18 protein-coding genes are annotated in these 19,479 nt (G+C 34.6%); 10 read left to right on the plus strand and 8 right to left on the minus strand.

Features of this window, described 5'->3' with window-relative positions:
• Nucleotides 1-58: 58 nt before the first annotated feature.
• A complete protein-coding gene (locus RLT85_RS14325) occupies nucleotides 59-433 on the minus strand; it encodes a helix-turn-helix domain-containing protein (protein WP_311402733.1) in 375 nt (124 codons plus the stop codon).
• Between the two features lie 147 nt (nucleotides 434-580).
• Between RLT85_RS14325 and RLT85_RS14330 the strand changes: the two genes are divergently transcribed.
• Genes RLT85_RS14330 through RLT85_RS14360 form a run of 7 tightly spaced genes read left to right on the plus strand, consistent with a single transcriptional unit; the run spans nucleotide 581 to nucleotide 8,367 of the window.
• Complete coding sequence (locus tag RLT85_RS14330) at nucleotides 581-2,797, plus strand: T9SS type B sorting domain-containing protein (protein WP_311402734.1); 2,217 nt, start codon at nucleotides 581-583, stop codon at nucleotides 2,795-2,797.
• A 4-nt stretch (nucleotides 2,798-2,801) separates the two neighbouring features.
• Complete coding sequence (locus tag RLT85_RS14335; RefSeq protein WP_311402735.1) at nucleotides 2,802-3,740, plus strand: PorP/SprF family type IX secretion system membrane protein; 939 nt, start codon at nucleotides 2,802-2,804, stop codon at nucleotides 3,738-3,740.
• 10 nt (nucleotides 3,741-3,750) lie between these two features.
• Nucleotides 3,751-6,081 (plus strand): OmpA family protein, encoded by a 2,331-nt coding sequence (locus RLT85_RS14340; protein WP_311402736.1) that lies wholly within the window; start codon nucleotides 3,751-3,753, stop codon nucleotides 6,079-6,081.
• 58 nt (nucleotides 6,082-6,139) lie between these two features.
• Nucleotides 6,140-6,652, plus strand: a complete 513-nt coding sequence (gene idi / locus RLT85_RS14345) for an isopentenyl-diphosphate Delta-isomerase (RefSeq protein ID WP_311402737.1) — start codon at nucleotides 6,140-6,142, stop codon at nucleotides 6,650-6,652.
• Entirely contained in the window at nucleotides 6,652-7,068 is a 417-nt protein-coding gene (locus RLT85_RS14350) for a 6-pyruvoyl trahydropterin synthase family protein (protein ID WP_311402738.1), read from the plus strand. The genes idi and RLT85_RS14350 overlap by 1 nt, the downstream gene beginning before the upstream one ends.
• Nucleotides 7,065-8,045, plus strand: coding sequence for a type I phosphomannose isomerase catalytic subunit (locus RLT85_RS14355; RefSeq protein ID WP_311402739.1), 981 nt, complete (start codon nucleotides 7,065-7,067; stop codon nucleotides 8,043-8,045). Before RLT85_RS14350 ends, RLT85_RS14355 begins: the two co-directional genes overlap by 4 nt.
• 49 nt (nucleotides 8,046-8,094) lie before the next feature.
• Nucleotides 8,095-8,367, plus strand: a complete 273-nt coding sequence (locus tag RLT85_RS14360; RefSeq protein WP_311402740.1) for a hypothetical protein — start codon at nucleotides 8,095-8,097, stop codon at nucleotides 8,365-8,367.
• Here the strand turns inward: RLT85_RS14360 and gldG are convergent.
• From gldG to RLT85_RS14380, 4 genes are read right to left on the minus strand one after another with little or no spacing between them, the layout of a single operon-like run.
• Nucleotides 8,357-10,027, minus strand: a complete 1,671-nt coding sequence (gldG, locus tag RLT85_RS14365) for a gliding motility-associated ABC transporter substrate-binding protein GldG (RefSeq protein WP_311402741.1) — start codon at nucleotides 10,025-10,027, stop codon at nucleotides 8,357-8,359. The two genes, RLT85_RS14360 and gldG, sit on opposite strands and share 11 nt — an antisense overlap.
• On the minus strand, nucleotides 10,027-10,758 hold the full coding sequence (gene gldF, locus RLT85_RS14370) for a gliding motility-associated ABC transporter permease subunit GldF (protein WP_311402742.1): 732 nt from the start codon (nucleotides 10,756-10,758) through the stop codon (nucleotides 10,027-10,029). Before gldF ends, gldG begins: the two co-directional genes overlap by 1 nt.
• A gap of 4 nt (nucleotides 10,759-10,762) precedes the next feature.
• Nucleotides 10,763-11,059 carry a putative quinol monooxygenase gene (locus RLT85_RS14375; protein WP_311402743.1) on the minus strand — a complete coding sequence of 99 codons (297 nt, stop codon included), beginning with the start codon at nucleotides 11,057-11,059 and terminating at the stop codon, nucleotides 10,763-10,765.
• Nucleotides 11,056-11,889, minus strand: a complete 834-nt coding sequence (locus RLT85_RS14380; RefSeq protein ID WP_311402744.1) for an SAM hydrolase/SAM-dependent halogenase family protein — start codon at nucleotides 11,887-11,889, stop codon at nucleotides 11,056-11,058. Before RLT85_RS14380 ends, RLT85_RS14375 begins: the two co-directional genes overlap by 4 nt.
• A 99-nt stretch (nucleotides 11,890-11,988) precedes the next feature.
• Here RLT85_RS14380 and RLT85_RS14385 point away from each other — a divergent pair, with 99 nt between their 5' ends.
• On the plus strand, nucleotides 11,989-12,942 hold the full coding sequence (locus tag RLT85_RS14385; protein ID WP_311402745.1) for a PhoH family protein: 954 nt from the start codon (nucleotides 11,989-11,991) through the stop codon (nucleotides 12,940-12,942).
• Between the two features lie 10 nt (nucleotides 12,943-12,952).
• The gene (locus RLT85_RS14390; protein ID WP_311402746.1) at nucleotides 12,953-13,903 is read left to right on the plus strand and encodes a phosphoribosylaminoimidazolesuccinocarboxamide synthase; all 951 of its coding nucleotides are present in this window, start codon (nucleotides 12,953-12,955) and stop codon (nucleotides 13,901-13,903) included.
• A 586-nt stretch (nucleotides 13,904-14,489) separates the two neighbouring features.
• Here RLT85_RS14390 and RLT85_RS14395 read toward each other — a convergent pair.
• From RLT85_RS14395 to RLT85_RS14405, 3 genes are all read right to left on the minus strand, one after another.
• Complete coding sequence (locus RLT85_RS14395; RefSeq protein WP_311402747.1) at nucleotides 14,490-15,788, minus strand: acyloxyacyl hydrolase; 1,299 nt, start codon at nucleotides 15,786-15,788, stop codon at nucleotides 14,490-14,492.
• A 66-nt stretch (nucleotides 15,789-15,854) separates the two neighbouring features.
• Complete coding sequence (locus RLT85_RS14400; RefSeq protein ID WP_311402748.1) at nucleotides 15,855-16,940, minus strand: DNA topoisomerase IB; 1,086 nt, start codon at nucleotides 16,938-16,940, stop codon at nucleotides 15,855-15,857.
• Between the two features lie 210 nt (nucleotides 16,941-17,150).
• Nucleotides 17,151-18,239: a M42 family metallopeptidase gene (locus tag RLT85_RS14405; RefSeq protein ID WP_311402749.1), complete on the minus strand. Its 1,089-nt coding sequence runs from the start codon at nucleotides 18,237-18,239 to the stop codon at nucleotides 17,151-17,153.
• A gap of 107 nt (nucleotides 18,240-18,346) precedes the next feature.
• Here RLT85_RS14405 and RLT85_RS14410 point away from each other — a divergent pair, with 107 nt between their 5' ends.
• Nucleotides 18,347-19,039 carry a DUF4294 domain-containing protein gene (locus RLT85_RS14410; RefSeq protein ID WP_311402750.1) on the plus strand — a complete coding sequence of 231 codons (693 nt, stop codon included), beginning with the start codon at nucleotides 18,347-18,349 and terminating at the stop codon, nucleotides 19,037-19,039.
• The last annotated feature ends 440 nt before the right edge of the window (nucleotides 19,040-19,479 follow it).

Here is a 19,479-nt window from a genome sequence, read left to right on the forward strand (position 1 = left end):
GTTTTAGAACCTACTTTTTCCCGGTAGTCTTTAACTAATGTGATTAGTTTTTTATGGTCTAACTGTTGTTTTTGTTGGGTTTTGAGTCTTTTGTAGAAGGCTTGTTTAGATATCCCAAAACATCCATAGAACCATTTTCTTTTAAACGGTTTTTCTTCTTTAGCTCTATCTCTTTTGCTAATGTTTTGGGCAAGGACTTTTTTGACATATAGACACCTGTAATCAGTTCCATATCAGCGATAATGTCTTGTTGGAAGTCTTTTTGAAACTTAAGTTCTTCAATCTTTTCCTTTAACTTTTTAATTTCATCGTTTTTACTCATACCTGTATTTTGTTGTACTAAAGTACTGTATTTTCTTAACCAATATGAAATAGTAGTTCTAGGAACGTCATATTTTTTGGAAGCCGAGTTTGTAGATATCTGACCGTTCAAGATTTGGTCAACTACTAAGAGTTTGGTCTCTAAATTTACTTTTTGGTAGCTTTTTTTTCGCCAGTGTTCATTTTATGTTTTCATAAGTGACTATAATTAATTATTTAATTTTTAGTCAACCTATTTCAGGAAAGTACAGATGGGTTTGTGATACCTACTGTATTGGATGGTACTTTAACAGGACATTTATATTATGATACTAATGGAAATGCTACTCAAGATTTTGGAGAACCAAATTTGCCTAATGTAGATGTCGAGATTACAAATGTGGTGGGAATCGTGCAAATCGTGACTACCGATGCTAATGGAAACTGGGGAGTTACAGTTCCGGAAGGAAATACTACCTCTAATATAGATGTCACCGATCCAGATTTTCCTCTAGGAGCTACGCAAACCGAAGGAACCAATCCTACCACAACTTTTGTGACTGGAAGTAGTCTTATTGCTGAAACTGACGATGGTTTTGTAGTGCCAAGTTTAAATAATGGTACTTTAACTGGTCATTTGTATTACGATACCAATGCCAATGGAAGTCAAGATGCAGGAGAGCCGAACTTACCCAATATAGATGTAGAGATTACCAATGTGTTGGGAATCGTGCAGATAGTGGCAACTAATGCAAATGGAGATTGGAGCATTACGGTTCCTGAAGGAAATACGATTTCTAATATAGATGAAACAGATTTAGATTTTAATCCAGCTTTCGTACAAACTCAAGGTACAGACCCTACTACCACAATAGTTATTGCGAATAGTACTACTTCAGAAATTTCTGATGGTTTCTCACTGCCAGTAACAGACTTAGGAGTCTTAAAAGGACATCTATATTTGGATGCCAACGGAAATGGAAATCAAGAAAATGGAGAAGCCAATTTACCTAATATTGATGTGCAAATTATAGATGCCTTCGGAATTGTATTAATTGTAGAAACCGATACCAATGGAGATTGGCAAGCTTCTTTACCTACAGGTCCAGCGACGAGTAATATAGATGTCACCGATCCAGATTTTCCTACGGGAGCAATTCAAACGGAAGGAACTAATCCTACCACCACGGTTGTGATAGCCAATGTAACAACAAACGAAACAGATGATGGTTTTACGTTTACTGATTTAGAAACAGGAACTTTGAAAGGACATTTATATAATGACCTTAACGGAAATGGGACTCAAGATACGACAGAGCCAGATCTTGCAAATATAGATGTAGAAGTGACAGATGTTTTAGGAATTGTTCAAGTTGTCGAAACCGATGTTGTTGGAAATTGGAGTGCGATTTTGCCGGAAGGAACCGCTACTAGTGATATCGATATTACAGATCCAGATTTTCCTGAGGGAGCTATACAAACCGAAGGAACTAATCCAACTACCACTGTAGTGCTAGCTAATGTTGTGACAAGTGAACCCAGCGATGGTTTTCAAGCACCCGTAAATCTTCAAAATTATTCAGGGCATATGTATCTGGATTTAAATGGGAGTTTTAGTCAGGATTCTGACGAACCTAATTTGCCAAATGTTGATGTGGAAGTTATTGACGCAAATGGAGTAGTTCAAACGCTTACGTCAGATGCGAATGGAGATTGGAGTATTTTACTTCCGTTAGGAAATGTGACAACTACTATACAAATAAATGATCCAGATTTTCCTGAAAATGCAGTTCAAACAGAGGGAGAAAATCCTACCAATAGTATAATTACTACAGGAACACCCATAACCGAAGTAGATGGTTTTTATGTTACGGCATTATCAACAGAGAGTCTAACAGGTCATATATACGAAGACCTTAACGGAAATAGTACGCAGGATCCTAATGAACCGAGCATACCCAATATAGATGTGGAGGTTACAGACGCTTTAGGGATATCACAAACCGTAGAATCTAATGCTATTGGAGATTGGAGCGCTTTAGTACCGTTGGGAAATGCACTTAGTTTTATACAAGTAGATGACGTAGATTTTCCTGATTTCACGATGCAAACACAAGGTAGCAATCCAACCCTAATCAATGTTATTTCTGGGGTAGTGAATACTGAGTTAGATGGTTTTTACCTAGAGCGATTAAAAGTCTTTAATGCCATATCACCTAATAATGACAGTAAAAACGATTTCTTTTATATTCAAGGAATAGAAAAATATCCAGATAATAAATTGAGTATTTTAAATCGGTGGGGAGTTATTGTATATGAAGTGAAAGGCTATGGCCAAAATGGAAGATTATTTAGAGGTATAAGTGAAGGAAGAGCGACTTTAGGAAAAGATGAACAACTTCCTACAGGAAGTTACTTTTACTTTTTAGAATACAGAGATGAAAGTGTTGATTTACAAAAAAAGACGGTTACCTATATATTAATTAATAAGAATTAAATTTATGCGTCAGGTAATTTGGACCATTATGACAATTTCTTTTTGTGTGGCAGCTTCTTTTTCAGCTCAAGCACAACAAGACGCACAATATACCCAGTATATGTACAATACGCTTAGCGTTAATCCTGCGTATGCGGGTTCGCGAGAGGTTCTAAGTGCCGTATTGCTTCATCGTTCGCAATGGGTTGGAGTAGACGGCGCGCCTACAACGCAAACTTTGAGTGCACATACGCCCATTGCAAAAAATTTGATGGGAATAGGATTAAATATAAATCATGACGCCATTAGTCCTTCTCGCGAAACTTATATCGATGCGAGTTATAGCTACGGAATTCAACTAGGAAGAGAAAGTCAGTTAAATTTCGGTTTAAATGCTGGCGCTCATATATTGGATGTAGATTACTCTAAGTTGAATATCTATGATAGTTCAGACCCAAATTTTCAGACTAATGTGGAGAATAAATTTTCTCCGCAGTTTGGATTGGGCGCATTATTGTTTTTAGAAAAGTACTATGTAGGACTAAGTGTACCTAGAATTTTAGAAACCAAACATTATGAACAATCCAATAACAGCAACTCAAATAGTATTGCGAGAGAGAGAATAAGTTATTATCTTATGGGAGGTTATGTATTTGACCTTTCTGAAGATGTAAAACTGAAACCTACTTTATTAACGAAAATCACGGCTGGCGCTCCGTTGCAAATAGATGTTTCTGCCAACTTTCTATTGTACGAAAAACTTACGTTGGGAGCAGCTTATAGATGGGATGCTGCAGTGAGTGGTCTCGTGGCTTTTCAATTTTCAGATTCTTGGATGTTGGGGTTTGCCTATGATGCAGATACGACAACCTACACAAAATATAATGACGGGAGTTTTGAAGTTTTTTTACGATTTGAATTGTTTAAGAAATACAACAAGATGTTAACTCTAAGATTTTTCTAAACTTATAGTTATGAGTAAAAATATATATAGGTACTTGGTTTGCCTTTCACTTTTCTTCACTTGCTTTTTAAGCTTTGCTCAAAAAGATAAATTAAAGGAGGCCGATAAAATGTTTGATAGATACGCTTTTATTGATGCAAGAGAAATTTATCTTGAAGTCGCGGAAGCTGGATATAAATCTGAAAGCTTATTTGAAAAACTAGGAGACTCCTATTATTTTAATGGAGACTTGCCCAATGCTTTAAAATGGTATCAAGAATTATATGATTTAAAACAAACAGATTTAGAGAAAGAGTATCTGTTTCGGTATGCCATGGCCTTGAAAAGTGATCAACAGTACAAAAAATCTGATGAGGTCTTACTCGAATTTGAAAAACTAAATGAAACCGACTCTCGCTTAGAACTTTTAAAAGGAGAACGGAATTACTTAGAATTGATAGAGCTTCAATCTGGGAAATTTGATATTGAAATTGCTCCGATAAATTCTAAACTTTCAGATTTTTCTCCACACATCAGCAATAATACATTAATTTTTGCCTCTAACCGGGAAACTCCTTCTTCCGTAAAGCGAATCCATAAATGGAATAATCAACCCTATCTAGATCTTTATACGGTGAGTCTTAATGAAGAAAATAAAATAGAAGGCGAACCCGTATTAATGTCGGAGGTGATAAATTCTAAATTTCACGAATCTTCGGCTTGTCTTACCAAAGATCAGCTTAGTATATATTTTACCAGAAATAACTACAACAATAAGAAGTATGGTAAAAGTGAAGAAGGAGTTAACTTTTTGAAAATATATAAATCAGAAAGAGAAAGTCTAGATGCAGCATGGAAAACTCCAGTAGAACTTCCCTTTAACAGCGATGAATATTCTGTAGCACATCCTACTCTAAATGCAGAAGAAACCAAACTTTACTTTTCTTCAGATATGCCAGGGACGCTGGGAATGTCAGATATTTATGTAGTTTCCATACATAAAGATGGCACATACGGAAAGACAGAAAATGTGGGAGATCGAATAAATACAGAGGGACCAGAGACTTTTCCGTTTCTTAATCAGCAAGAAGAACTTTATTTTTCTAGCGATGGTCACATTGGGCTTGGCGGTTTAGACGTTTTTGTGAGTGTATTAAAAGAAGATGGTACTTTTGGGGAGGTTTTTAATGTAGGCCGACCTATAAATAGCTCTAAAGATGATTTTAATTTTGAATTAGGGAGAGATAATAGGAGAGGCTTTTTTACCACCAATCGAGAAGGTGGAGTAGGAGAAGATGACATTTACTACTTTGCACAAAAAGAAGATTTAATTACTTCTTGCCAGCAATATATTACGGGAGTAATTACAGAAAGTGGCACGCAAACGCCATTAGCAGGAGTAAATGTAGAGTTATTTGATGAAAATTTAAATTTCTTAAAAGATACGGAAACCAACGAAAAAGGGGAGTATGAATTTACCTTAGATTGTGAGACCCGTTACATTATTAGAGTTTCTAAAGAGGGTTATATTACTACGGAAGAATTACTGAAATCTGGTGCTGAGTTTGAGAAAAACATTCAAATTCCTGCTGTAAGTATGAAAAAAGGGGAGGAACTTGGGATAACTAAAGCGGGTAAAGGTGATGATTTACGTAAGTTATTGCAATTAGATCCCATTTATTTTGATTTGGATAAATCTAATATTAGAAAAGCTGCGGAAGTAGAATTACAAAAAGTCTTGGCAGTTCTAAGGAAATATTCTAAAATGAAAATAGATATTCGCTCACATACAGATAGTCGCGCAGGAGATGCTTATAATTTATTACTTTCTGAAAAGAGAGCACAATCTACTTTTAATTATTTGCTTCAAAAAGGAATAGATAAAAGCAGAATCACGGCAAAAGGTTACGGAGAAACGCAGCTAATTAATGACTGCGATAATAATACAGATTGTAGCGAGGAAGAACATCAAATGAACAGAAGATCCGAGTTTATTATTCTTAACGAAAATGAAACTCCGCAAGAAATGCGTAAAGGAATTGCAGTTCGAAGTAGTGAAAATGTAGATACTAAGAGGCATACTTCAGAAAAAATGATGACTACAGATGCGTATGATTTTGATAGTCCTAATCCTAAGGAAATATTTACGGTACAAGTGGTAGCTGGAAGTAGCAATAATCCGGTGGTCAAATACAAATCTCTATCAAGTGTTTATCATTATTCTTATGCAGATGGTCTTCGTAGATATTTTTCTGCCCAGTTTAAAACTAGAGCACAAGCCGATGCTTATAAATTAGAACTAAGAAATAAAGGTTTTGATGGCGCTTTTGTTGTAGGCCTGCGTGGGAAAGAGCGCTTTTAACGTTAAGCTTGCTTTTATTCCTATGAAATAGAAATGCAATTTTGTACTTTTGATTTCTATGGAAGAAAAAGTAATTTTAGTCAATGAAAGCGACGAGCAAATTGGCTTGATGGGAAAGATGGAAGCTCACGAAAAAGCGCTGCTTCATCGTGCATTTTCGGTTTTTGTTTATAATGATAAAAACGAAATCATGATTCAACAAAGAGCACATTCAAAATACCATTCTCCAGGATTGTGGGCGAATACATGCTGCAGTCACCAACGAGAAGGAGAAAGCAACGTAGACGCTGGGAAACGAAGACTAATGGAAGAAATGGGATTTCAAACAGATCTTAAAGAAGTCGCTTCCTTTATTTACAAAGCTCCTTTTGACAACGGACTTAGTGAACACGAATACGATTATATTTTAACGGGTCATTATAATAGTGAGCCTAAGATAAATCCAGATGAGGTAGCCGATTGGAAGTGGATGAGTGTGGAAGATATTAAAAAAGATATGGCGAATCAGCCAGAGAAATATACAGCTTGGTTTAAAATAATCTTTGATAATTATTATAATTTTATAGCGTAGTGGGAATAACCGTAAGTAGAAAAGCGCATTTTAATGCTGCTCATAGATTGTATCGAAAAGACTGGAGCGATGAGAAAAACCTAGATGTTTTTGGAAAATGTAGCTATCCTAATTACCATGGGCATAATTACGAGTTAATCGTTTCGGTTACGGGAAACATCGATGAAGAAACCGGTTTTGTGATGGACTTAAAAGTGCTTAAGGATTTAATCAAAATTGAAATTGAGGATTATTTAGATCATAAGAATTTGAATGTAGATATAGAAGAATTTAAAAACTTAAACCCTACCGCAGAGAATATTGTAGTAATCATTTGGGATAAATTAAGGTCTAAAATAAAGAGTGATTTAGAGTTAGAAGTGGTTTTATATGAGACTCCGCGTAATTTTGTTTCCTATAAAGGAGTTGTAGAATGATAGAAGAAAAATTATATCCTTTAAAATTCGCTCCAATTTTAAAGACTAAGATTTGGGGTGGCGAAAAATTACATTCCGTTCTAGGAAAAGAAAAAATTGGAAATAAGATTGGTGAAAGCTGGGAAATTAGCGGAGTAGATGGCGATTTTTCTGTTGTAGAAAATGGTTCTCTAAGAGGAAAAAGTCTAAAAAATCTTATTTTAAAGTATAAAGAAAAGCTGGTAGGAACTTCTATCTATGCTCGATATAAAGAAAATTTTCCATTGCTCGTAAAGTTTATAGATGCTAAAGAAAATCTTTCTGTTCAGGTTCATCCAGATGATGAATTGGCTTCCAAAAGACACGACACTTTAGGTAAAACTGAAATGTGGTATATCGTTCAAGCAGACCCCGAAGCTAAAATTATTACAGGTTTTCAAAATGGAATAACTAAAGAGGGTTATTTGTCCCATCTTAAAAATGAATCCTTAGAAGAAATTCTCAATAAGGAAGTTGTTGAAAGTGGCGATGCTTTTTATATCAAAGCAGGCTTGATTCACGCCATAGGAGCGGGGGTTTTATTGGCTGAAATACAGGAAACTTCAGATATTACCTACCGTATCTACGATTATAATAGAAAAGGTATTGATGGAGAGAAACGAGAATTGCATACTCAATTAGCTTTAGACGCAATAGATTACAGTAATAATGATGATTACAAAATAAGATACAATTCAAAAGAAAATAAGCTTAATTCCCTTGTAGACTGCGCTTACTTTACAACGCAACTACTTCATCTTAAAGAAGATTATAGCTTTAATCTGCCTATTCATAGCGATAGCTTTGTGATTTTAATGTGTGTAGAAGGAAGTGCGGTTATAGAATATGAAGATGGAAATGAGAATATTAAGCTAGGAGAATGTATGCTTATTCCTGCAGATTTAAAGGAACTTAATATAAGTTCAAATAATTGTAAATTGCTGCACGTAACTATATAAACCTATCTTTTTTTAGCGTAATTTTGTGCCTTAAAATAAATAAGTACTTATGGCAAGTAAAAGAACGCTTAAGAAGAATGTAAATTATGTAATGGGCGATATTATTGAAGCTGCATTTTTACATCAAATGGTAAATCCTAAAGGAGACCAAGCAAAATCAGAAGCAATTGTAGAAAATGCAATGCGCTCATACGATGAGTTAATCACAAAGATTAATGACAAATCGGTAGAGGATAAAGGAAAACATTTAAAAGCAGTAAATAAGCAATTAGAAGAAAAAGCACATAGTCTTGTAAAAGATATCAATGCTCTTAATGCTTAATGTATTTCTTCTTTCTAACGGTATAGAAGCCAAAAGCGAAAATACCTAAAACGATTAGAGGTAAAAGCATATTAAAAAGTTGCCACGAAGTTCTTTCTTGCGCAACTTTTTTTGTGTCTAAAAATGCCAATTTAATGTTTTTAGCTCTAATGGCTAATAAACCCGTATCATCTAATAAGTAATTGATAGCATTCATCAAAAACTCTTTGTTACCATAAGTGGTCCCCGTAAAACGATCGTATCCTAAAGCAACAGGACCTTCTCTGTTAAACTCATTTTTAATCACATCTCCATCAGATATGACGAGCATTTTTGTTTCCTTACTGGTTTCAGCATAATTATTAACTTCGAAAGGAAGAATTCTATTTTTGTATACGGAAGTAAATTCTCCTTCTAACAATACGCCTAAGTTTTGTTTTCCAGCAGAATAACTTTCTAAATCAGGTTTCTGGTTAATCATTTCTAAATTGACCATAAGCGGAGTTGCCTCTAATCTCGTAGTAGGAGAGCTATGTAATAAAATGGTTTTTTTAACTCCATTCTTTAAGGTATCGATGCTATTGGCAAAATCAAATTTAACCGCCTCCGTATTTTTAATAATGGGGTGCGAATTGTTAGAAACTGCTAACGGAGAAAAATTCCAAGGAAAAGGATTAAATTGAGTCTCATTACCTGTACCTTGTGCCAAGATAATAGGCGCCGAAATAACATCTTTCACCAAGGAAGTATTAATACGTATTCCGTATTTAAAGAAAAAATCATTTAAATTTAAATCTCGAGGAAAAGCAAGCGTCGCATTATCTGGATTCGTAAATAAGCTATCTTTTTCAATAGCGGTATTTTCTACCAACCACATCATTTTTCCGCCTTGCATAAGGTATTGATCCAAAACTAATTTTTCTTCTTCGGAATATTTTTGAGTGGGTTTAGCTTCTAAAATTAAATCGTATTCTGTTAATTGTTTTAAAGTTCTTTGCGGCTGACTCGTAACAGAATCTAACGTAAAAGGAGCGATATAATAGTATTCTTTTAGCTTGCCTACAAAGTCTACAATATTCTTTTCGGGCAGTTCACCATTGCCGCGCATGATAGCAATTTTTTTGTCTTTCCCATAAATCAATTTGCTAAAAGCATCCGCGAAAGCGTATTCTAAATTTTCTACGGAAGTATTCACAATTTGCTCGTTAGAATCTCCTATTTTCTTTTTTAATAAATTAATCTGGACAGATTTGTCGTCATAATACGCCACCGCCCAAGGGAAAAGAAGACTCTCGCTCACCTTTCCGTTTTGATTCATGTTTAAGGTTTCTGGCATCATTCCAGCCTTATAGAAATTATTCGCAACAATTTGTGCATCAACCCCTTCTTCTAGCGGGTTGATAAAATTGAATTTAATTTCAGAATTATAAGCGCTAAATTCTTCCAGTAGATAACGGGTTTCAGATTGAAGACGTTTAAATTCCGAAGGAAAATCTCCTTTTAAAAATACATCTACAATAATAGGATCTTTTACTTCTTTAATGAGATCTTTTGAAGGCTGGGAAAGTGTATAGCGCTGTTGCTGCGTAAGGTCAAATCTTTCAAAATAGACCGATGCAACTGCATTCACCAGTACTAAAATAATCAGGATTCCGAATATAACTTTTATATTTTTTCCCATTATTTGTTTTCTTTTTCCAGATTCAACTTAGTCAGGCTCAAGAACAAAAAGATGACACTTATAAAGTAGATAAGGTCTCTGGTATCAATCACACCACGACTAATGCTTTTATAATGATAACTAAGTCCTAAGTATTCTAGATTATAAGCCTCAGATTTGAAGATATCAAAATTTGAAATTCCTTCAAAACCGAAATACAGTAAAAAGCAAAGCAATACCGCTAGAATAAAAGATACAATTTGATTCTCTGTCAAACTGGAAGCAAAAATCCCGATAGAAGTATAGGTGGCGCTTAAGAAAAATAAGCCAGCATAACTTCCTGCAACTACTCCTAAATCTATATTTCCTTCAGGGTTTCCTAATTCATACAGGGTGAATACATACAATAAGGTAGGAATTAGCGCTAATACCGAAAGGGTAAAAGCGCCAAAATATTTACCTAAAATCAATTGCCATTTGGTTATGGGTTGAGTAAGTAAAATCTCTAAAGTTCCTTGTTTCTTTTCTTCAGCAATACTGCGCATAGTGATGGCAGGAATCAGGAATAAAAACACCCAAGGAGACAATAGGAAAAAGGGAGATAGATTGGCAAAACCTTGATCTAACACATTAAATTCTCCGCTAAAGATCCAGAGAAACAATCCGCAGATTACTAGAAAAACACCAATAACTAAATAGCCAATAGTACTAGAGAAAAACGAATTGATTTCTTTTAAAAAAATAGCCTTCATAAAATTATTTTAAACTCACAAGTTGGTCTAGACTCCAAGCTTCAGGTTTGGCATTAAATTTAATTTTGGTTGCAGCCCAAACTTCTTTAAATAAAGCCGAATGTCTATAGTTTTCTAAATCGTCTCCACTTTCCCAATAACTATACGTAAAGAAAATAGAAGGATTGCTTTTATCTTGGTAAAGCTCTAGAAAACTACAACCCTCAAAACCTCGAATATATTGCTTTTTACTATAGAAAAGACTTAAAAAATTCTCGATCTCTTCTGCTTGAAAAGACATTTTTACAATGCGTACAATCATGAATTAAATTTAATATTGATGGTGTCCATAAGTTGAAGTCCAAATAGGGTAGAAGCGCTTCCCACCGTATTGGGATTACTCTTATAAATAGCAACTTCTACATAATTAGAGGCGTTAAATATAGCTAATTTCTTACCTTCTTCTTCCCGTTGCTCTTTAGGAGTGTCAAAATTAATGGCGTGGCTATAACTTTCGTGAATGGTGGAGAAGCTAGTAGATCTTGCGTTGAGAACAAAAGCTCTTCCTTTTCCAACACTCTCAAAAATTTTCCTGCTGATGTTGGTCACCACATTACCATACGTATCAATATACATCACATGACCTATAATTTGATCTTGATTATCGTTAATAAACGGATTAAGCTTTTTGATTTGTTTTACTTCAGCAATACTTTTTCCTATTACTTCTAGAGTGCCACCGCGAGCGATATGACAGGCCACTTTTACAAAAACATCCAATACAGGGAAGTTCGTTTCAATAGCATTATGAATATTTACTTCAACTATTTTTTCAGGTTTAATTTCTGCAGCGATGAGGGACATAATTCCATTATTGGCACAAATGAAGAAATGATCATCTAATTGTATAGCAATATGTTTATTCTCTGGCGTAATTTCTGAATCTACTCCAATAATATGAATGGTTCCTTTTGGGAAACTACTGTAAGTATTTTTAATGATATAGGCCGCTTCGGTAATATGAAAAGGAGAAACGTTATGAGAGATATCAACAATGTTTACGCCTTCTAATTCGCTTAGAATAGCACCTTTAACAGCACCTGTAGAAGGGTCTTTGAGCCCAAAATCTGTTGTTAAAGTGATGATAGCCATAGAAAAATGATGTTAATATTTTTAATGTGATTTGACGGTATTTTTACCTAAATTTGTAATGCGAATTTAAAGATAAAAGATTAATAAATACACTTGCATTTGAACGAACTTGATATTGAACTCTCAGAAATTAATCCAAGAGAATTTTTTGGATTACAAAACGCAACTATTGAACTACTTAAGAAATACTATCCTAAGTTAAAAATTGTTGCTAGAGGTAATAGAATAAAAGCTTTTGGCGATGAAGAACTCTTAGAGGAATTCGATAAAAGAATCCATATGCTTATCGAGCATTTTGGAAAATACAATAAACTGGATGAAACCGTGATCGAAAGGGTGCTCACTAGTGAAAAGAAAGAAGACTATGAGACTTCTGCGCAAAGCGGAGAAATTTTGGTACACGGGGTAAGTGGTAGATTGATAAAAGCACAAACTGCCAACCAACGAAAACTGGTAGAACTCACCAAGAAAAACGATATGGTTTTTGCCGTGGGGCCCGCAGGAACAGGAAAGACGTATACCGCAGTAGCTTTGGCTGTAAAAGCACTTAAAGAAAAAGAGGTTCGTAAAATTATATTGACTAGACCAGCCGTTGAAGCGGGAGAGAATTTAGGGTTTCTGCCAGGAGATCTTAAAGAGAAATTAGATCCTTATATGCAACCTTTGTATGATGCTTTAAGAGATATGATTCCGCATGAACGCTTAGAATCTTTTATTGAAAAAGGGGTGATACAAATTGCACCCATGGCATTTATGCGAGGAAGAACGCTAGACAATGCTTTTGTGATTTTAGATGAAGCGCAAAATACCACCCACGCACAAATGAAAATGTTTTTAACCCGTATGGGGAAAAACGCCAAATTTATGATCACGGGAGATCCAGGACAAATAGATTTACCTCCAAGAGCAGTTTCAGGATTAAAGGAATCTCTTTTAATTTTAAAAGATGTAAAAGGAATTGGGATCATCTATCTAGATGATAAAGATGTGATTCGGCATAAATTAGTCCGTCAGGTGATTGCCGCTTATAAAAAGATAGAAAACGTAGAATAATTATATGTTAATGAATACTACTTTAACTGATACCGATTTTAAATTTCCGAAGCAAAAAAGTGTTTATAAAGGAAAAGTAAGACAAGTCTACGAATTGGAGAATAGCCAAGTGGTGATGATTGCTACAGATAGGCTTTCTGCTTTTGATGTGGTGATGCCAAAGGGAATTCCGTACAAAGGACAAATTCTGAACCAAATTGCGACCAAGATGATGAAAGCTACGGAAGATATTGTTCCCAATTGGCTCGAAGCAACTCCAGATCCTAATGTGGCGGTAGGTAAAATGTGCGAACCTTTTAAAGTAGAAATGGTGATTCGTGGTTATTTGGCAGGACACGCTGCTAGAGAATACAAAGCTGGGAAACGCGAAATTTGCGGAGTTTCCTTAGCGGAAGGATTAAAGGAAAACGATCAATTACCACATCCTATTATTACACCAGCCACCAAGGCAGAGCAAGGCGATCACGATGAGGATATTTCTAAAGAAGACATTCTTAAGCGAGGAATCGTTTCTGAAAGTGATTATGAACAGTTAGAAAAATATACGAAAGCACTTTTTCAACGAGGTAGTGAAATTGCCGCTTCTCGCGGATTGATTCTCGTAGACACTAAATATGAGTTCGGAAAAACGAAAGACGGAGAAATTGTTTTGATAGATGAAATTCATACGCCAGATTCTTCCCGTTATTTTTATGCGGAAGACTATCAAGAAAGACAAGAAAAGGGAGAGAAACAAAAGCAACTTTCTAAAGAGTTTGTAAGACAGTGGCTTATAGAGAACGATTTTCAAGGATTAGAAGGTCAAAAGCTTCCCGAAATGAGTGATGACTATATCACATCAGTTTCTGAGCGTTACATCGAATTGTACGAAAACATCACCGGAGAAAATTTTGTAAAAGCAGACATCTCTAATATTAAGCAACGAATTGAAGAAAATGTCTTGGCTTATTTGGGTAGATAATATTGCTATTCTCAAACTGATTGTACCAGAAGTGAAAGAATAATTTTAAAAAAAATTACGAATTATTAATTAGTTATAAATAGGTCTTGGTTCTTTTTCAAAAAACAATGATGATGTACAGAGAAATAATATTAAGTTCTCGACCAATAGAATATAGCCAACATAATCCCAAATGGTTGTCGGCAAAAAGACAAGTCTTAAAGTTGAGAGAACGAGACCTTAAAATGGGAAAAAAAACTCATTCCCTTTAAGAAAATTGAGCATCCTTTTTTTATGAATACAAAAACCTTGGCTTCTTTGAATGGTTCTCTATATTTGGATTTAATTTTGAAGGCAATTATTATCAGATAGGAGTAAGTGCAAAAGAAAAGGAGGCATTAAAAGCTATTTTTCCGGAAGCAGAATCAGAAAGAGTATCTCCAAAATCGAAAGATTATGTATTTCTACTCTTTGTTTTAGCAGTATTAACGCTACTGGTCTATCTCATAATTTTCAGACTCTTGCTCTAAGCTTTCACTTTGAGTTGAGAAAGTGAAATAAAAGAGTGTATTTGCAAAAACATAAGAAACGATTTTCAGAAAAATTACTAGCCTTTAAAATTATAAATATAACCTAGACCAAACTCGTTAAAATCAGCTTGTCCCAGATTCGCATTGTTACTTGCAAATAAGTAGAAATTATGAACAGGGTTTGTATCTACTCCAGTAAAGTAATATTTTGCTCCCAATCTAGTAGAAATTAACTTTTTGATTTTGTACTTGGAGTTGTATTCTCCCAAAACCCATCCTTCTGGTATTTCTTGCGGAGTATCTTGCCAGCCTTCATTTATACGCCAATCAATGCCATAAGAAGGTTTATGTAAATTGACTCCTATTTGAGCAAATAGACCTATGTGATTTAAAAGAATCACTTCCCCTGTAATAAAAACACCAAAGGCAGATGCATTTAATGCAGGATGGTTTTTTAAGGATTCAAATTCTTCTTCACCTTGTACCAAAGACTCGTTATTGCGAATGTAATCGTAATAATGTCGATAAAAATGGTAAAAAACTCCAACACCGATTCTATAGGTGTTGTTTATTTTTTTTCCTACACCCAACCTTAAGGCATATACATTTTTAGGTTGATTAAAACTGAGCGAAAGCGAATTTTCTCCCCATCCCGTTTCCAGCATCAAATAATAATTTTGAGAAGATTTAAAGCTAGGATGCGTTAAAATTTTTGAAGGACGCTCTTCCTTATGAAAATTGAAATTTGCGTTCAAACTGCCTAAAAAAGAATTGTAACCATTGTTGGGTAATTTTTTATGACCATTAGATTGATGGGAAAATCCTAAACCCAAGCGTAAATTTGTAGTAGGGCTTTGCAGAATAGGATAGTAGAAAAAAAGATCAAAAGCCCAGCTGAAATTAGTAGAAACAGCATGGTTAAGAGAATTGTTCTCTTCGTCAAATTTTTTATTGAAATAAGAAGTTCCCAGGCCTACTCTAAGACTTAAAGGATTTTTTTTCTTGGGAAATAAAGGCATCTCTACATAAGGTAGTATAGAAAATTGATATCCCAAAACATCGCGATTTCCCATATCTTTAATTCCGAGTCGAATTCCGGTTTTAGGATAGTTAAGTCGATATGCCCATTCGCTTTTACTCTTTAAATGTTTTTTTCCAAGACCTAGAGATAATCCAGTATGCAAGGAAGCACTAGGAAAAAACTCATTGGAAGGTGCTGTTTTTCCAAAAAGAACTTCGGAAGAGATGTAATGATTTTTCCAAGAGTTTTCTTCTTCTTGAGAAAATCCCAATTGCGTAAAAAAAAATAGGATTAGCGTGAAGTTTTGAAATGAAGAATAAAAGAACGAATTCCTACTAGGTAGTATTTTACTCATAGATGAAATTATAGATAAAACGGAATGCGATTTCTACAAATAAAAAGAATTTTAAGAATATAGAGCTTAATTCTTAAAATCAATTTCAAAACTCTTCATAAGATCGAGTAAAACTTCCTCTGTTTTAGAAAGCTGGTTTTTTCTAGCAGTAGTATTTTTATCTACTTTATCAAAGTACTTAGAAATACTTCCGTCAAGATATTTTTCTGGAATAATGGGATGCACGTAATATTCTTTGCAAACACTCTTCGTATTTCCTAGAGCTTCGGCAGTCTCTTTGTAAGCGAGGTTTAAATTTTTTTGCTGTTGCTTTTCCTCTTCTGCAAGACCAAGATCTCTTAAAGTCTCAAAAAATATTTTAGTCGCAGCCCAGGTTCTAAAATCTTTAGCCGAATAAAAATCACCACAACTTTCTTGAATGTATTCATTCACCATGGTGCTGTCAATCACTTGCTTTTGCCCGTCGTCATCATAATATTTAAAAAGTTCCCAGCCAGAAATTTCTTCGCAGTTTTGTACCAGTTCAATTAGCTTCTTGTCGGTGATATCAATTTGATGCTCTTTTCCTTTTTTACCAATAAAATCAAACCTAAGAATATCTTTACTTATATGTACGTGTTTAGATCTTAATGTAGAAAGACCGTAAGTTTGGTTCTTTTTGGCGTAATAGTGATTGCCAATTCTAATGTGAGTTTCTTCCATAAGACGAATCACCAAAGCCAACACCTTTTCTTTTGGCATTCCCTTCTTTTTTAAATCGCTATCAATTTGTTTTCTGATTTTTGGAAGTTGCTGTCCAAAAGCTGCAATCTTATAAAATTTGGTTTGATTTTTAAACGTGTTCCAAGTTTCATGATAGAGGTACACTTTTCGGTCTTTATCATCTCGACCCACTACTTGCAGATGTCCGTTTTTTAGCGGAGTGATACGAACGTCTTTCCAATTGGGAGGAATCACCAAAGCTTTAATACGCGCTTTTTCCTTATCGGAAGAAATGGTATTTCCTTTTTTGTCTTTGTAATAAAAGCCTTTTCCCGCTTTATGCCTACTTATGCTGAGGTCTTCGTCTGAAACATAACGTAGTTGAGCCAGATTGGTAAACTCTTCTGGTTCTTGAATAATCTTTTTTAATTGTTGAGGGGATAGTCGCACGATTCAGTTTATTTATGCACTGAATTTAGAGCTAAAAACTAAAGCAAACTGATAATAAAAAGTGAAATTTTTCTTTATGGAATACTATTTATGATAGTTTAATGAATTGTTGCATAAAAAAAGCCTCTTAAAAATATCAAGAGGCTTAAATTTTGGTTAATTATCTTTCACTAAGAAATGAAATGAAATCAATTCCGCGAAAGCGTAAGTTTAATCAAAATAGCTAAACGTATCTCCGTCTTTAATTTGAAGAAGGCTTTCATAAATAAGCTTAATCACATTTTCTACATCGTCTTGATGCACCATTTCTACCGTGGTATGCATATACCGAAGCGGCAAAGAAATAAGCGTTGAAGCTACACCTCCATTGCTATAGGCAAAAGCATCTGTATCTGTCCCCGTCGCTCTACTAGCTGCAGCGCGTTGAAACGGAATTTTATTATTCTCTGCAGTATTAATAATCATTTCACGCAAATTATTTTGTACGGCAGGAGCGTAGCAAATTACAGGACCGGCACCAATTTTGGTGTCACCTTCTTTTTCTTTACTAATCATTGGGGTAGAAGTATCGTGAGTTACATCGGTCACAATGGCGATATTGGGTTTAATGGTTTGGGTAATCATTTCGGCACCGCGAAGACCAATCTCCTCCTGTACAGAATTGGTGATGTATAAACCAAAATCTAACTCTTTCTTATTTTCTTTTAAAAGACGAGCCACTTCAGCAATCATAAAACCGCCCATTCTATTGTCTAATGCTCTACATACAAACTTGTCTTTATTCAGAATAAAAAACTCGTCTGGATAAGTGATTACGCAACCTACGTGTACGCCCAATTTTTCAACTTCTTCTTTGGTTTCGCAACCTACATCTATGGTGATGTTCTCTATTTTAGGATGCTCTTCCTTACTTTTATCTCTAGTATGAATTGCTGGCCAGCCAAAAACTCCATCTACAATTCCGTTTTTGGTATGAATGTTTACGCGTTTAGAAGCAGCAATCATATGGTCACTTCCCCCGTTTCTAATCACGTGGATAAGACCGTTATCAGTAATATAATTCACATACCATGAAATTTCATCGGCGTGTCCTTCTATAACGACTTTAAATTTAGCATTTGGATTAATAACTCCCACCGCGCTTCCGTAAGTGTCGGTGATAAATTCATCTACATACGGTTTTAAGTACTCCATCCATATTTTCTGTCCTCCCGATTCGTACCCGGTTGGAGCGGCGTTATTTAAATATTTTTCTAAAAAAGTAAGTGACTTTTTATTAAGGATACTATTTTTGCTCATAACTGAAATTTTACATTTTCACGAAAATAGCAATAAATAAAATCCTAACGCTTGAAGCGGAATTAATTTTGGAATGATTTTAGCTATTCATTAGGTATAAAAATAACATGTTGAAGCATCTTGCTATTCTATATATCTTCTTCCTCTCTTTTGTGCTTCAGGCGCAACAGAAGAATAGAGTGTTTTTAAATGACACTTCTAAAGCGCATGTTTTAGTAACATCTCCTGGTTTGTACATGGTAAAAGATGATTCCCTTGCTGTTGAAGCGGTGAATCTCGATGAGGTTCTTCTGTTAGGACCTTTTAAATTTAAAAGTAGAGCAGAGCGAAGAACTTATTTAATTTTACACAGAAAAACGAAAAAGGTATGGCCCTACGCGGTCTTAGCCTCGGAAAGGTTGACCGAACTTAATGAACGTCTTAATTCTATTGAAAGTAAGTACAAGAAAAAAAAGTACACGAAAATTGTTCAAAAATATATTGAAGATGAATTTTCTGAAGAATTAAAAAAACTCACTAAAACGGAAGGACAAATCTTGGTAAAACTTATGTACCGCCAAACTGGAGAAACTACCTTTAATGTGATAAAAGAATTAAGAAGCGGGTGGAATGCCTTTTGGTACAATACTACAGCAAGTCTTTTTAATATTTCTCTAAAAGAAACTTACGATCCTTTACTTGTGAGGGAGGACTATTATATAGAGCATATTTTAAGAAGGAGTTTTCAGAAAAATGAATTGGATCGCAGTGAGCCGATCATTGCTATAGATTTCTCTGCAAGTATGAAACGCTGGAATTAATTTCTCAAGTCCAGTTCTATTGCTATTCTTTAAAGCATTATTAGATCTAGACATATTTTATAACTGGTCGGTTGAATATCTGGTAAAATAGGAGAGTGTTGAAATCTAAAAAGTTCTTTAAATAGGTATCTTGTTCTCTTTGAAAATTATTCTGTATATTGGGAATGGGACATATTTTAAATATAATATAACAGTCGTTGTTTGTTCATATGTTGTAATTAAGTTTTGATTCTTTAACAAACAATAATGATATAACAAAATTATTTATTGACTAAAAAATGGTAGAAGCACGATGATTTTTTCTCTACACTAGCTCTAAATCATCTCTATTGTATTTCCATTGTATTTATTTTCAGTGCTTTGAAAAAAATATAAAATAAATCTAAGATTTTTTTTGTTAGAAAGGAATAAAAGGTTGTATATTTGCACCCCGCTTTGGC

The organism is Mesonia ostreae (genome assembly GCF_031845265.1).
Lineage (GTDB): Bacteria > Bacteroidota > Bacteroidia > Flavobacteriales > Flavobacteriaceae > Mesonia > Mesonia ostreae.